Annotated in this window: 10 protein-coding genes; 3 read left to right on the top strand and 7 right to left on the bottom strand. The window is 54.1% G+C overall.

Features of this window, described 5'->3' with window-relative positions:
- Positions 1–138 precede the first annotated feature (138 nt).
- The 3 genes from asnS (at position 139) to F7Q90_RS00645 (ending at position 4,418) form a co-directional block, all read left to right on the top strand.
- Positions 139–1,539: an asparagine--tRNA ligase gene (gene asnS, locus F7Q90_RS00655; RefSeq protein WP_006118644.1), complete on the top strand. Its 1,401-nt coding sequence runs from the start codon at positions 139–141 to the stop codon at positions 1,537–1,539.
- A 300-nt stretch (positions 1,540–1,839) separates the two neighbouring features.
- Positions 1,840–3,018: a porin gene (locus F7Q90_RS00650; protein WP_006118643.1), complete on the top strand. Its 1,179-nt coding sequence runs from the start codon at positions 1,840–1,842 to the stop codon at positions 3,016–3,018.
- Between the two features lie 209 nt (positions 3,019–3,227).
- Entirely contained in the window at positions 3,228–4,418 is a 1,191-nt protein-coding gene (locus F7Q90_RS00645) for an amino acid aminotransferase (RefSeq protein ID WP_006118642.1), read from the top strand.
- A 42-nt stretch (positions 4,419–4,460) separates the two neighbouring features.
- Here the strand turns inward: F7Q90_RS00645 and F7Q90_RS00640 are convergent, their stop codons facing one another.
- From F7Q90_RS00640 to cmoM, 7 genes are all read right to left on the bottom strand, one after another.
- Positions 4,461–5,090 (bottom strand): MBL fold metallo-hydrolase, encoded by a 630-nt coding sequence (locus F7Q90_RS00640; protein WP_006118641.1) that lies wholly within the window; start codon positions 5,088–5,090, stop codon positions 4,461–4,463.
- A gap of 36 nt (positions 5,091–5,126) precedes the next feature.
- Entirely contained in the window at positions 5,127–5,678 is a 552-nt protein-coding gene (locus F7Q90_RS00635; RefSeq protein ID WP_006118639.1) for a YcbK family protein, read from the bottom strand.
- A 187-nt stretch (positions 5,679–5,865) separates the two neighbouring features.
- Entirely contained in the window at positions 5,866–7,680 is a 1,815-nt protein-coding gene (gene ldtD, locus F7Q90_RS00630; protein ID WP_006118638.1) for a L,D-transpeptidase, read from the bottom strand.
- A gap of 169 nt (positions 7,681–7,849) precedes the next feature.
- Positions 7,850–12,316 carry a chromosome partition protein MukB gene (gene mukB / locus F7Q90_RS00625; protein ID WP_006118637.1) on the bottom strand — a complete coding sequence of 1,489 codons (4,467 nt, stop codon included), beginning with the start codon at positions 12,314–12,316 and terminating at the stop codon, positions 7,850–7,852.
- Positions 12,313–13,038, bottom strand: coding sequence for a chromosome partition protein MukE (mukE, locus tag F7Q90_RS00620; protein WP_006118636.1), 726 nt, complete (start codon positions 13,036–13,038; stop codon positions 12,313–12,315). The genes mukB and mukE overlap by 4 nt, the downstream gene beginning before the upstream one ends.
- Positions 13,019–14,341, bottom strand: coding sequence for a chromosome partition protein MukF (gene mukF / locus F7Q90_RS00615; RefSeq protein WP_006118635.1), 1,323 nt, complete (start codon positions 14,339–14,341; stop codon positions 13,019–13,021). The genes mukE and mukF overlap by 20 nt, the downstream gene beginning before the upstream one ends.
- A complete protein-coding gene (cmoM, locus tag F7Q90_RS00610; RefSeq protein WP_006118634.1) occupies positions 14,338–15,129 on the bottom strand; it encodes a tRNA uridine 5-oxyacetic acid(34) methyltransferase CmoM in 792 nt (263 codons plus the stop codon). Before cmoM ends, mukF begins: the two co-directional genes overlap by 4 nt.
- Positions 15,130–15,163: the final 34 nt, after the last annotated feature.

Genomic DNA, 15,163 nt, shown 5'->3' with positions numbered 1-15,163 from the left:
CGCTGCGCGCCGCTTTCCTGGCAATAAATCTGCCCTTCCCCCTGAATTTTGCTTGTTTCCTGTTGACTCGCAAGTAACATAGCAACACCCCAGTCTGGGGAATTCATTCACACACTTCTTCTATATAGAGAGATATTTATGAGCGTAGTGCCTGTAGCGGATGTACTGCACGGTCGCGTCGCGGTTGACAGTGAAGTCACCGTACGTGGTTGGGTACGTACCCGAAGAGATTCAAAAGCCGGTCTGTCCTTTATCGCCGTGTATGACGGCTCCTGCTTTAATCCCGTTCAGGCCGTCGTCAATAATTCTCTGAATAATTACCAGGACGAAGTGCTGCGCCTGACTACCGGCTGCTCCGTCATTGTCACCGGTACCGTTGTGGCATCTCCGGGCCAGGGGCAGGCGTTTGAAATCCAGGCGACAAAGCTGGAGGTGGTAGGCTGGGTGGAAGATCCCGACAGCTATCCTATGGCGGCCAAACGTCACAGCATTGAGTATTTGCGTGAAGTGGCCCACCTGCGTCCACGCACGAACCTGATTGGTGCCGTAGCCCGTGTTCGTCACACGCTGGCGCAGGCGCTGCACCGTTTCTTCCATGAGAACGGCTATTTCTGGGTTTCTACGCCGCTGATTACCGCTTCCGATACCGAAGGTGCGGGTGAAATGTTCCGCGTATCAACGCTGGATCTGGAAAACCTGCCGCGTGACGATCAGGGCAAAGTCGACTTTTCAGAAGACTTCTTTGGTAAGGAAGCTTTCCTGACGGTATCCGGCCAGCTCAACGGCGAAACCTACGCCAGTGCGCTGTCAAAAATTTATACCTTTGGCCCCACCTTCCGGGCCGAAAACTCCAACACCAGCCGTCATCTCGCCGAATTCTGGATGCTGGAGCCGGAAATAGCCTTCGCCTCCCTGGATGATGCGGCCGATCTGGCGGAAGCCATGCTGAAGTATGTGTTTAAAGCCGTCCTGGAAGAACGTGCAGACGACATGGCGTTCTTTGCCGAGCGCGTTGATAACGACGCCATCGCTCGTCTGGAGCGTTTTGTTACCACAGACTTTGCGCAGGTCGACTATACCGATGCCGTCGAGATTCTGATGAACTGCGGCCAGACGTTTGAGAACTCTGTCTCCTGGGGCATTGATTTGTCTTCTGAGCATGAGCGTTACCTGGCGGAGAAACACTTCAAAGCGCCTGTCGTTGTGAAAAACTACCCGAAAGACATCAAAGCGTTCTACATGCGCCTTAACGAAGACGGTAAAACCGTGGCCGCAATGGATGTGTTAGCGCCTGGCATTGGTGAAATTATCGGCGGTTCACAGCGTGAAGAGCGTCTGGATGTACTGGATGCGCGTCTGGAAGAGATGGGGCTGAAAAAAGAGGATTACTGGTGGTATCGTGATCTGCGTCGCTATGGCACCGTTCCCCATTCCGGATTCGGATTAGGTTTCGAACGTTTAATCGCCTATGTCACAGGCGTACAAAATGTAAGAGATGTTATCCCGTTCCCACGTACGCCACGTAATGCGAGCTTCTGATTTTCAGCATTTAATATAAGAAATTCATATATATAAAGAGGTCGGCTTCGCCGGCCATTTTTTATTTTTGTAAATTTTGATATGACTCACAAAGTTCCGTTGTTTTTACATTTAGAAATAAATTTTTTATCTTTGAAACAAGATTACGACTTTTGTAACATTTTCACAGTAGAATTACCCGATGGGGGATGGAAAGATGCGTGCAGACACAGGAGACACCAAACTTCTTTCAAGGTTCATGTAAAGATTTCTTGACGGCAGTGGCAGGTGTCCAAATAACTCCAATGAGGGTAATAAATAATGATGAAGCGCAACATTCTGGCAGTGGTTATCCCTGCTCTGCTCGCCGCTGGCGCAGCCAATGCAGCAGAAGTTTATAATAAAGACGGCAATAAGCTGGACCTGTACGGTAAAGTGGATGCGCGTCACCAGTTCTCTGATAACTCAGACGATGACGGCGATCAGACTTATATCCGCTTCGGCTTCAAAGGCGAAACCAAGATCAATGACCAGATGACCGGTTATGGTCAGTGGGAATACAACATCCAGGGTAATAACTCTGAAGGTTCTGACGCACAGAGCGGTAACAAAACCCGTCTGGGCTTCGCAGGTCTGAAATTCGGCGACGCTGGCTCAATCGACTACGGCCGTAACTACGGTGTGGTTTATGATGCAATCGGCTGGACCGATATGCTGCCAGTCTTCGGTGGTGACTCAGGTAACTCTGATAACTTTATGAATGGCCGTAGTGGTGGTCTGCTGACCTACCGCAACACCAATTTCTTTGGTCTGGTGGATGGCTGGAACTTTGCGCTTCAGTATCAGGGCAAAAATGAGAACTCAAACCGTAGTGATCGCAGAGCGAATGGCGATGGCTGGGGTGTGTCAACATCTTACACCTCGCCAATCGGCGTGGGCATTGTAGGTGCCTATAGCAGCAGCGATCGTACTAATTCTCAGGCTGCTGGTGGACAGACAACTTATTCTAACAATGGCAGCACCACTACCACTACTGACGTAACAGGTCAGGGTGCCGGTAAGCATGCCGAAAGCTGGGCAACTGCACTGAAGTATGATGCTAACAACATCTACTTAGCTGCCATGTATGGTGAAATGCGCAATGCCGCACCAATTTCATCTTCTTCTACTGGCAACTTTATTGCAAACAATGGTCAGACTTTCACCAACGCATCATTCGCTGGCTACGCTAACAAAGCGCAGATCATTGAACTGGTAGCACAATATCAGTTCGATTTTGGTCTGCGTCCGTCTCTGGCCTATGTCCAGTCTAAAGCGAAAGACATCGAAAATATCGGCGATGCTGACCTGTACAAATACTTCGATGTGGGCGCAACCTACTACTTCAACAAAAACATGGCCACCTACGTTGATTATAAAATCAACCAGCTGGACAAAAACAACCCACTGGGCATTCCTAACGACGACGTAGTCGGCCTGGGTGTGGTTTACCAGTTCTAAGTTTGTTGATGCAGTACAAAAAACGGAGCTTCGGCTCCGTTTTTTATTGCCTTTATTCAGCGTAGCCGATACGTGGCCCCCCTCTCCCTATAAGTACCGGTAATTCTGCCGACCGGACAATGAATTTTATCGCAAACGGTTGGCATTTCGCCGTGCTGACGTTAACCTGATGCTTCATTTGCTAAAGTTCACGCTACTGGACCCGACTCATGTTTGAATCGATCTCTGCTGCACCTGCCGATCCTATCCTTGGCCTGGCCGATCTGTTTCGTGCCGATGACCGCCCGAATAAAATTAATCTCGGTATTGGCGTTTATAAAGATGAAACCGGGAAAACCCCGGTGCTCACCAGCGTTAAAAAAGCAGAGCAATATCTGCTGGAAAACGAGACCAGCAAAAATTACCTGAGCATTGACGGTCTGCCGGATTTCGCACACTGCACTCAGGAATTGTTATTTGGTAAAGGCAACGCCCTGATTTCGGCGGGCCGCGTACGTTCCGCGCAGACGCCAGGCGGGACAGGTGCACTGCGTGTCGCTGCGGATTTTCTGGCCACGCAGACGTCGGTGAAGCGCGTATGGGTCAGCAACCCGAGCTGGCCGAACCATAAAAACGTGTTTAACGCCGCGGGTCTCGAGGTGTGTGAATACTCGTATTATGATGCGGTCAACCATACGCTGGACTTTGACAGCATGCTGGCCTCGCTGAAAGCGGTTAAAGCCGGTGATGTGGTGCTGTTCCACGGCTGCTGCCATAACCCAACCGGTATCGATCCGACAGCAGAGCAGTGGCAACAGCTGGCTGCGCTTTCCAAAGCCAATGGCTGGTTGCCGCTGTTTGACTTCGCCTATCAGGGCTTTGCCCGTGGGCTGGAAGAAGATGCAGCAGGTCTGCGCCTGTTTGCGGCCAGCCATCAGGAGCTGATTGTGGCCAGTTCCTATTCCAAAAACTTTGGTCTGTATAATGAACGCGTGGGTGCGATTACGCTGGTGGCGAGCGATGCAGCCACGGCCGATACCGCCTTCAGTCAGGTGAAGTACACGATTCGCGCGAACTACTCTAACCCACCGTCACACGGTGCGGCAGTGGTTGCAACCATCCTGGGAAATGACGCGCTCCGTACCATCTGGCAGCAGGAGTTGTCCGATATGCGTCAGCGTATCCAGCGCATGCGTCAGCTGTTTGTGAATACGCTGGCGGAAAAAGGGGCGCAGCAGGATTTCAGCTTTATCATTAAGCAGAACGGCATGTTCTCGTTCAGCGGGCTGACCAAAGATCAGGTCATTCGTCTGCGTGAAGAGTTTGGCGTATATGCGGTGAACTCAGGTCGGGTGAACGTGGCCGGGATGACGCCCGATAATATGTCTGCCCTGTGTGAAGCGATTGTCGCCGTGCTGTAATCCTGTCCTTATGAAAAAAAATGGGCCTGACTGGCCCATTTTTTATTGCAGAAAAGGATTCGTCAGACGTTCACGACCTAAAGTGGATAGCGGACCGTGACCGGGCAAAAACGTCACATCATCTCCCAGCGGCAACACTTTGTTTTTGATGGCATCAATCAGATGCTGATGGTTACCCTGCGGAAAGTCGGTGCGTCCTACACCACCGTTAAAGATCACATCACCGGAAACCAGTAAACGCCACTGTCGGTCAAAAAACACGATATGGCCTGGCGTATGACCGGGACAGTGCAGAACCTCAAGATTAACCTGACCAACCTGAACAGTGTCCCCCTCTTCCAGCCAGCGATCGGGCGTAAGCGGCGCGCAGTACTCAAGTCCAAACATCTGGCTCTGCGTGGGCAATGCCTCAAGCCAGAACGCATCCTGTTTGTGCGGGCCTACCAGCGGTATGTTCCAGCAGGCCGCCAGTTCCGCCGCGGCCCCGACATGATCAAGATGACCATGCGTCAGCAGGATCTGGCCAGGCGTTAAATCAAGCTGTTCCAGCGTTTGCCTGATTGTATCGGCGTCACCACCCGGATCCACAATCGCAGATTCACGTGTGGTGTCGCACCAGATAACCGAACAGTTCTGCGCGAAGGCGGTAACGGGGATAATGTGATAATTCATAACGCTCCATGGTCGGTACCCGCAGCGTTGCCGACGTTACGACCAGTGCCTGACCGGACCGGTATCAATATGTACAAAGTTGCTGCTGGGGTAATATCCTACACCACCCGCCCGCATTTTTAACGCAGCTTTCCGGACATTCGCCAGACTAATCCCCTCAATATGGAAATCCATCGCCTGACCTTTGGTGTGGTAGCTGTGTTTGGCGACACCAGGACCAGATTCGCGCAGCATATTATTGGTGGCCAGAGTACGGTAGCCCGAGATCAGCTGAACGGGCTTACGCGTTTCCAGCAGCGTCTGGAGGCGGTAGAGCTGATCGAAAAGGTGGGGATCGATACTTTTGATTTTATTGGCGCGGTAGTCACGGAAAAAATGGTTAAGACGCGATAACTCGCTCTTGTCGTAACTTTTACCGTTGAAGAATTCTGTTTTGAGGGTTTCACCCGTGTGAAGGTTATTCAGCGTTAAGACGCGCGGTCGTGACGTAGAGAGTGAAGCCATCGCTGACGTCGGCAACAAAGCCAGTCCCGCAGCGGCACTTCCGCAAAACAACAGTTTGCGACGGACAGAATCAATTGTAGACATGAAGCGTTTTACCTGAGAACAGAGCCAATGACACGTGCAAAAAACGCACTGGCGGAACCATAACTTTCTCGCGATAGCACGTCAACCCATGTCTGGCAAGTTTGGAAGACGGCGCCTCATCGGAGACACCGCCTTTCTCAGGTCATCTTCCCGTGCGCAATGCGCACTTACGGTTAAAAATCAACCGTTAGAGGAGCAACTGCTGCGCGCGACTCAGCACCAGACTCCCGGAACGGGCAGTATTATCATAATTGTAAATATCTGTACGAAACTGCGTTTTACCATCATCCGCGACCCAGGCGGTTAAATAATACAGGTTAACCGGTATCCGATGGCGAATAGGCACATAGCGCGTATCACCCTGTTTTAACGTCCCTGAGATACGGGCATCATTCCAGCCTACATCCTGCAGCAGAATGCCCGCCAGTTCTGACGCTTTGTTGACCCGCACGCAGCCCGAGCTGAGTGCGCGAATATCACGCTGGAACAGATTATGATTGGGCGTGTCGTGCAAATAGATAGCATCTGAACTGGGCATATTAAATTTGAAACGGCCCAGTGAATTAGTCTGCCCCGGCGCCTGACGAATTCGGTACGGGAACGACGAGGCAGACACCATACTCCAGTCGATCATGGTGGGATCGATCACCTCCGCATCCGCACTCAAGCCCGACAGCAGGGTATATCCATGCTTATACAGGTACGTCGGGTCCTGTTTCACTTTTGGAATGATGTCCTGGCGCACCAGCGTGGTAGGCACATTCCACGGCGGATTCAGCACCACGTTGTTGAGCGCGCTGCGCATCAGTGGCGTTTTACGGTCTGGCCGGCCCACAATCACCCGCGATGTCAGCACCCGGGTGCCGTTGTTGTAATAATTCAACGAGTAATTAGGAATGTTGACCATAATGCCGTTGTGCATATCATCCGGCAGCAAACGCAGGCGTTGAATGTTCAGCGCCAGCAGGGCGGCACGTTGCTGAGGTGACACATTCAGCCATTCACGCGTACGCGGACCAATGGCACCATCCGCGTCCAGCCCCTGCCACTGTTGAAAGCGTTTTACCGCTGCAACCAGATTATCGTCATAGACATTGACGCCACTTGTCGCCGTAGGTGCCACTTGTACGTTGTCCGGCGCGCCTGGCGGTGGCGGCGGAATAGCGTTTACGGCAACGGCAGACGGACTGACCGCGACGGGTTCACTGTGGCTGACCGTAACTGGCGCAGTAGGAACCGCATCGTCATTCGGTGCAGGTGCCGTCGTCTGTGCACTTAACATACCGCTGCGCCGCAGGATTTCCCGCAGTGCCGGTACATCATCACTGACCTGACCGGGCCTTACCGTGTCGCGATTTTTGATTTGCGGCCACGGCTGTTTATCGTTAAGCAGGTTTATTAACGCTTTGTGCATTAAGGGATACTGCGGATGTTGCGGTTCCAGCGAATTCACAAAGGCCGCTGCCCGCCCCGCATTCACGGCGTTTTGCCAGGCATTAATGACGGACACCGACGGCACCGCCAACTTATAGGGCACCGTACTGTAGAGCCACGTTTCCCCCTGTGCGGGAACCGATGAGACAAACTGCAGATAACCCAGCATGGCATCGGACAGTGTCACATCGCGGGCGAATCCGGTAATGGATGGATCGGTCAGACGCTCCACCCACCGGGTAAATTGTGGCTGGACGCCGGATAACGCTACCTCAGCCAGCTGCTGCTGAAACTTCTGCACGGCGTCATGATCCTGCCAGATCGGTTGCATATTTCGTGCGGCATACAGGGCGGCCAGTGAAGCACTGTAAAAAGGCTGACTGTCACTGGCAAACGCCTGGCGAATTTTTTGCTGACTGGCAGAAACAGAGGTGGTGGCCTGGGTCGAATGGACACCGGGCATGGCCGCGATGATAGCCGCCTGGGACGGCACGCACGGACTCAGGGCAAGTGCCAGCACCAGCCATGAACTAACCTGATGAATTGTTAAGCCTTTATTCAGTAACATCCCTGCCCCCTTCATTAATCTACCGCGCAGCCTGAGAGGAAAAAGCTGCAATCGGGCTGTTACTCATATGACTGAGTATACAAACAAAAACGGCATTTGCCTCCTGCGACAAATGCCGTTACCAGATTAACCAATGGCGCTGTTTTTGACTATCCTTGCCGCACGAATATTATGTCGTCGTTTCACTGGCCGAATCGGCTTCACTGCCGCGTTTGGCAGGCAGCGGATCGGCGGCGAAACCCCGTAATCCCACGACATGAACGTGTTCCGTGTTGTTAAACACTTTACGCATCAGTTTGTAGGTCGTGCCCTTCTCAGGACTGATGTTCTCAGGTGCAGCGATGACCAGTTGCATCTCCAGGCGCTCACAGAGTTCAAACAGCGTGGCGATTGAACGCGCATCCAGACGGGCGGCTTCATCTAAGAACAGCAAGCGGCAGGGTGAGATATCTTTCCCACGCAGACGGCGTGATTCCTCTTCCCAGCTCTGCACGACCATGACCAGGATCGACATACCGGTACCAATCGCTTCACCGGTAGAGAGCGCACCACTTTCTGCACGCAGCCAGCCATCGGAGCCACGATTCACCTCGACTTCCATCTCCAGGTAGTTACGGTAATCCAGCAGTTCTTCACCAATTGTCTGCGGCGTGCGCTGTCCCATATCGATCTGTGGATTGAGGCGTTGATACAGTTTTGCCAGCGCTTCCGAGAAGGTCAGTCGGTTGCTGTTAAACAGATCCTGATGCTGTTCATGCTCCTCGGACAAGGTATCGAGCAGCATCGCGTGTGTTTCCCGCACGTTCACGTTGAGCCGCACGCTGCGCACCTGTCCAAAGCTGACGGTCTGTAACCCCTGGTTCAGCTGGCGAATACGGTTCTGTTCACGCTGAATCGTTTTGCGAATAATGTTCGCCACGCTGCGTGAACTGATGGCCAGCGTTTGCTCGCGGGCGGTCAGCTCTTCCGTCAGACGGTTCAGCTCGATTTCCATCTGTTCGATGGCTTCAACCGGATCGTCGGTGCGGATAATGTCCTGACGGATACGTTCGCGCAGATGCTGATACACGGCGATAAAGAACTGAATTTTACGCTCTGGTCGTTTGGGATCTTCCGACAGGCGCAGCACATCGCGCAGGTGTTCGTTATCCGCCACCGCCAGGCGCAGTGCACCGAGTGCCTTATCCGACATTGAACGCAGCTCATCCGCGCTCAGGTAAGCCAGCTCCCGACGATGCAGACGCCGCTCCACGCCATTGTCCTTCACCAGACGCAGCACCATGCACCAGCCTGCTTTGGCACTGACCACCTGTTCGCGGATCTGATGATAGTTGCGCTCAAGCTGGCGCAGTTTCTTCTGCAGATTGTCCATTTCGGCTTCGCAGAAAGTGAGCTGTTTCTCCAGCTGGTTACGACGGGCACGATTGTGACTGAGCGCGGTATACAGCTCGTCACGGCGGATACGGGCGCGTTCTTCCGCGCTGGCATCCGCCTGCACACCGATATCCTGCATCTCCTGCTGCAACTCTTTCAGCATGTCGCGTTTGGCGTCATAAGCGCTTTTCAGCGATGCCAGCACCTGAGAATACTGGGTCAGCTGCGACTGATGGGCACGCAGGCGCTCACGGCAGCGGCTGCGCTCCGCTTCCGCCTGCTCCAGACGCTGGCGCAGCTTATCACTCAGATCGGTGTTGCCACCGAGCATACTGGCCGAGTCGTCATAGCTGAAGTGAGCGCGACGCTGTACCACCTCGGTCAGCGCAAAAGCCTGCTGACGCGCGCGTTGCTGCTGCTGCTGTGCATGCTGGTAATCTGCCTGCAACTGGTCGTGCTGTTCCGGATCGCTCTGCAGCACCGCCAGCATCGGTTCAAGTTTGGCCAGCTTCGCCCCATGCTGATGGAGGAAGCGTGCGGCTTCCTGCGCGTCTTCCACCTGCTCACGGATCTCTTCGCAACGGTCTGCCAGCGTGTCGTCCAGTAACAGATTAACGCGCGGCAACAGGCGGTTAAGCTGCGCAACGCCCTCTTTGGCCAGGTCAAACTGCTGACGTTGCTGCTGATTGTTGCTTTCATGCTGGTTGAGCGCACGTTCCAGCTCACCCCGACGGGCGCCGAGCTGACGAATCTGCGCTTCGGGATCGTCATCAAAGGCGACCGCCAGATGGCTACCGATAAAACGGCTGAATGACTGATGAAGCCGCTGCGTCTTTTGAACGTCAAACGACAGGGTGGCATACCGTTCCGCCAGACGATCGCGTTCGTTATTGAGCAACTCCAGCTGGTTTTCGCGTGCCGCCCGGCCGAAAAGCGGGATTTTAGGGAAGCGGGAATAGCGCCACTGGCGCTCGGCCACCTTGACCACGACGGCATTTTGTAACTCGTCGACGCTGAACACGCTGTCATCAAAGGATTGCGGATCGCCCTCGATCAAATAGAGATCTTCCGGGCACTCTTCCAGGCCATCCAGTTGCTCACGCACCAGCGAAAGATCGGGCACCACAATGGCGTGACGTGACGGGCCGTACAGGGCGGAGAAGTAAGGCGCATCGTCGAGCGTGACATCGTCATAAATCTCAGACAGCAGCACACCGCCAAAGCGTTCGGCCAGCTGGTTCAGTCGCGGATCTTCCGCACCGCCCGGCTGGCTCAAGCGCTCAATCTGCTGCTCAATTTCACGTTTCCTTGCGGCCACTTCATCACGTTCAACAGTGGTTTCACGTTCCCGCTCCAGCAGCTGCTGCATGTATTCCGTAACGTCCTGGCTGCTGGTCAACGCCTGACCGGTTTGCTCGCTGAGCTGCGTCAGGATTTCTTGCGCAGCCAGCCAGTGCGGCGCACGCGCGGTCAACGTCGCGATGCGCTGACGGAGCTGTTCCAGCTCCTGACGCATCAACATACGCTGTTCGCCCGCATCGGCAACGCTGCTGTTCAGCTGCTCGATTTGGGCTTCCAGTTCACGCTGCAATCCTTCCAGCGCATCAGGCTCATATTGCTGCCCCTGACGCTTGCAGAATTCCGCCAGCAGGCGTTCTGCCTCCTGCTGCTCGCGCAGGCGTTGTTCAAGTTCGCTCAGACGCAGGCGCAGTGAAGCAAGCTGATCGGCGTGGTGACGCTGATTGCTGGCATCACGCAGGAGATCGCGCCCGACTTGCCAGGCCTCTTTACGGCTGACCTCACCGGCAATGCTGGTCACCAGCGATAAGGCCTGTTCAAACTGACTGTGCGCCGCTTCGGCCACACTCAGTTTCTGCTCCAGGCGCAACAACTGCCCGGTTGCTTCTTCTTCTTTGGCCTGGAAGCTGGCCTGCCATTCCGCCGCGTTGTCGATGTTCAGCTCAGGCAATTCACACAGCGAACGCGCACGTTCCAGAGCCTGTAACGCCTGCTGATACTGAATGGCACGGGTTTGCTGCACGTCCAGCGCCTGCTGAAAATCGGCCAACTGACTTTTCAGCTCATCCACTTCCAGTTCGGCCGCTTCAGCACGGGCTTCATTTTCTTCCTGGATTTCACGCGCTTCGGCCACGACTTCACTCTGTTCTTCCAGGCGAAGTGTCAGATCCTCAATATCACTGTCATAGCGGGTAATTTTTTCCTGCTGGCGCATTGCCGTCTGCACCAGATTCAGGTGATCGCTTGCGGCCTGATAATCGATTTCAAGATCGTTCTCTGCCCCGCTGTGTTCAGCCAGCTCTCGTGCCATTTCCACGTGGCGATACTGCTCCGACGCCAGCTGCTTGCGGCTGGTGAACAGTTCATTGCGCAGTTGTAGTGCGCTATCCAGGTGGATGCGTCGTTCATTGGCATGACGCATATAGTCGGCCGATACATAGCTGGTGGCTTCAGAAATCAGGTGCTTAAACAGATCGCGATCAGACTGGGTTACGCGGATCGCTTCCAGCGTCATACGGTTTTCGCGCAGCGCAGCTTCCATGTCCTGGAACGCTTTACGCACGCCACTGTTTTCAGGCAACAGATAATCGCGCAGAGAACGGGTGATGGCGCTGGAGATACCGCCGTACAGAGAGGCTTCAATCAGGCGATAAAACTTACTGCGGTCGCTGGCGGTACGCAGACGACGCGGCACAATCCCCAGATCAAACATCATCGCGTGATAGTCCGTTACCGAGCTGTACTGCCGATACTGGACACCTTCCAGCGCCTCGACGCGTTCTTTGACCTCGTTAAGCGGTAACACGCGCGCCTGACGGCTGTTCAGAATTTCCGTGAGCATGTCCGTGGGCAGCGTATCCGTGGGCAGGCCATGGATACTAAAGGGCTTGATATCAACCTTTTTGTCACGTCCTGCCACCTGCTGTAACCGGACCCCGACCACCACACGTTGATGGCGTGAGTTCACTACGTCCAGCATCGCGTAGCAGACGCCTGCCCGCAGTTTGCCGTGCAGGCCTTTATCGCGTGAGCCTGAAGTTGCGCCCGCTTCGGTGGTGTTACGGAAATGCAGCAGGGTTAAGTCAGGAATCAGCGCCGTGACAAAGGCCGCCATTGTGGTGGACTTACCTGCCCCGTTCCCGCCCGACAGCGTGGTGACCAGTTCATCCAGATCAAAGGTTCGGGCAAAAAACCCGTTCCAGTTGATCAGGGTTAGCGAACGAAATTTGCCGCGTTCAATCATGCCTGCTCTTCCTCCGCGATATCACCCGCATCGCTGTCATTCTCTTCACTGTCATCAGCCTCTGTGGCTGCCGTCGTGTTGTCCAGCAACATCGCTTCGCCATCGCGGATCAGGCGCAGTTGCGCTTCACGCGCATCATCACCGCTACGGACATCGGCACCAAAGCGGAAGACAGACTCGGTAATACGAAACTTGCTGCTGTCGTTGCCAAAAAACCACACCATGCCCAGACGGCGCAGGCGGCTTAAGGACGCACGCATTTTTTCCTGTAACTTAGCCCGATCGAGATCCGACCCGGTTGAACGCTGGTTAACCAGCTTCAGCAGCTTGCTTTCGTCCGCCAGGGACAGCAGTTCATCATAGAGTTCCTGTTGCGTGAAAATGCCTTCATTCGCCAGGCGTTCCGGGCTGAGATACAGATAGCAGAGGATTTTCCCGACCATCATGTCCAGTTCGGAAAGCACGGAACGGGGAATCAGCGTGGTTGAGCGTGGACGCAGATAGAAAAAGCCCTCTGGAGCACGAATCAGCTCAACGTTGTAGCGCGTGTAAAACTCTTCCAGATACTGCTGGTAATCCATCAGAAAAGCGTGGTTATCCAGCTCTTCAATGCCAATATGGCGACCGGCACGTAACTGGCTGTCCAGCGCCGGAAAAATCGGATTTGCCAGTGCCTGTGCCAGCTTAACCGGCATCACTTGTTCAATATTTGTCGATGACATGTGCCTGCACCTTGGCTCCGTAATCATTAATGGCTTGCCATTCCACAGGCAAACCGGCTAAATCGGCTTCCGCTACACCTAATCGCACCGCCTGGTCCACGACAATGCGCGCAAGGTCGAAGTGACGCGCGCGCGGGTACTGGGCCAGATAGTCGCGCATGACGGCGGCGAGGTTAAGCGGTTTTTGCTGCGTTTTATAAATCGTTAAGGCTTCTTCGATCATGGCCGCCAGCTGCTCGCGAATTTCATTAAATTCTTCGAACTCCAGTTCAGCAGGTAATTCGCCCATCACTTCGTCATTACGCAGCGTCAGCTCATCGTCACGCATATCGTAAAGACGTTCGGCATTGGCATAAGTCAGCGCCCAGGGTGAGTCAAAATAGTTCTGTACGGATACGCGCAGGCGCTGGGCAAAAACACGGTTTTTGTCCATGTCGATAGCGGTGCGGATAAATTTATGTACGTGGCGGTCATAACCAATCCACAGGTCAATGGCCTGCTGTCCCCAACTGGTGATGCGGTCGAGTTTACTTTGCAGATCGAACACCAGTTTATCGACGAAGCCCAAATCCGGGCTGTCCAGCGTCGCATCCTGAATACGCAGCAGATTTTCCTGGAGTTTGTCACCAGCCGCTTCCAGCGTATCCTGCAATTCACGCAGCGTACCGGAAGTTTCCGACAGTAACATTTCACAGCTTGAAATCGCGGCGCGCCAGTCTTTATTCAGTAGCTCCGCAATATCCGCTTTCACCGCCTGCTGCTGCTCATCCATCAGGCGTTGCGTCATATCAATGCTGTCGAAGATTTCGGCTACGGAGTATTTCAGCGGCGCGAATACGTTACGATGCCAGTAAAATTCATCGCCATTCTCCTGCGCAGCGTCGGCGGCACGCTTAAGTTCAGCGGCAACGATGGAAAGCTGCATGGAAAGCCGCAGCGTGGAGAACTCGCGCTGGCGGATATAGTAATCCGTGATGCCGATGGCCAGCGGCGTCAGACGATAAATTGCATTGCCTTCAGTTAATTCACTGGTGAAACGGTTCAACAGGCGCTGACGCACCATATCATTGATGGCGTTGTTGGCCCGCACCAGTACGGTTTCGCTGGTTTGTTCAAACGCTTTGCTGACATGACGAAACGCATCGACCAGGTCACCTTCACTCATTTCTCCGTCCATGCGCTCGCCATTCAGCGTGGCGATGGCCAGCAAAAAAGCCAGACGTTCAACGGGCAGCGCAAGGGAGAAATCGTTCTTGCGCGCCCAGGATACCAGCTCCGGTACCGTCTGGGAAAATTCACTCATAATTCGTCCTTCTGCCCGGGTTTGCGCGCGGTCACGTGGATGTAACGCCCTAAGCTTAAAAAGGGTTCCTGACGGCAAAAACGCCGCTCCATCTCAATGATTTCGTCGTCGCTTTTTGGCTCGCCTTTAGGCGGCTTCATATAGTCGCTGAACACCCGAATCCCGGCACGCTGTTCAATCTGGAAACCGCAGGCCTCTAACCAGCGTGACACATCGTCAGGATCGCGCGGATAGTCCGGTGACAGCGTGCGCTTCTTACGCTTGGTTAAGTTGGTACGAAGGTAACCAAAATTGCCCAGCGTCAGGGTGCGTAATGTTAACCCATGCAGGTTATAAAACATCAATGACAGCACGCCCCTCGGCCGCAATGTATCAAACAGGGCTTTCAGCACGGTTTCCGGTTCAGCGACCCATTCAAGCACAGCGTGAAACAATACCAGATCCACCGGCTTATCCAAATGTTCACCGACCTGCTGCGCGCTAATTTGTTTGAATTGCATGTTATGGCTCACACCCAGCGCATCCGCATTTTCCTGGGCACGGCGCAACATTTCACCTGAGAGGTCGCACAGCAGAATCTGATGGCCCCGCGCGGCCAGTCCACTGGAAATTTGCCCAATGCCACCGCCCGCATCCAGCACGTTCAGTGAGGGAGACGAGGACGTCAGGCTGGGAAGCAAGGCTTCAAGCTCATCCCAGACGATTGCCTGACGCACCCGGCCTTTGGTGGTGCCGTAAATATTTTGCGAAAATTTATCCGCGAGATCGTCAAAGTTACGATCCTGCATGGCATGGACTCCGGTATGCTGCGGTAAAACGTAT

This window comes from Pantoea stewartii subsp. stewartii, assembly GCF_008801695.1.
Lineage (GTDB): Bacteria > Pseudomonadota > Gammaproteobacteria > Enterobacterales > Enterobacteriaceae > Pantoea > Pantoea stewartii.
The sequence above is the reverse complement of the archived record's forward strand: the minus strand, read 5'-3'. Positions and strand labels throughout refer to the sequence as shown.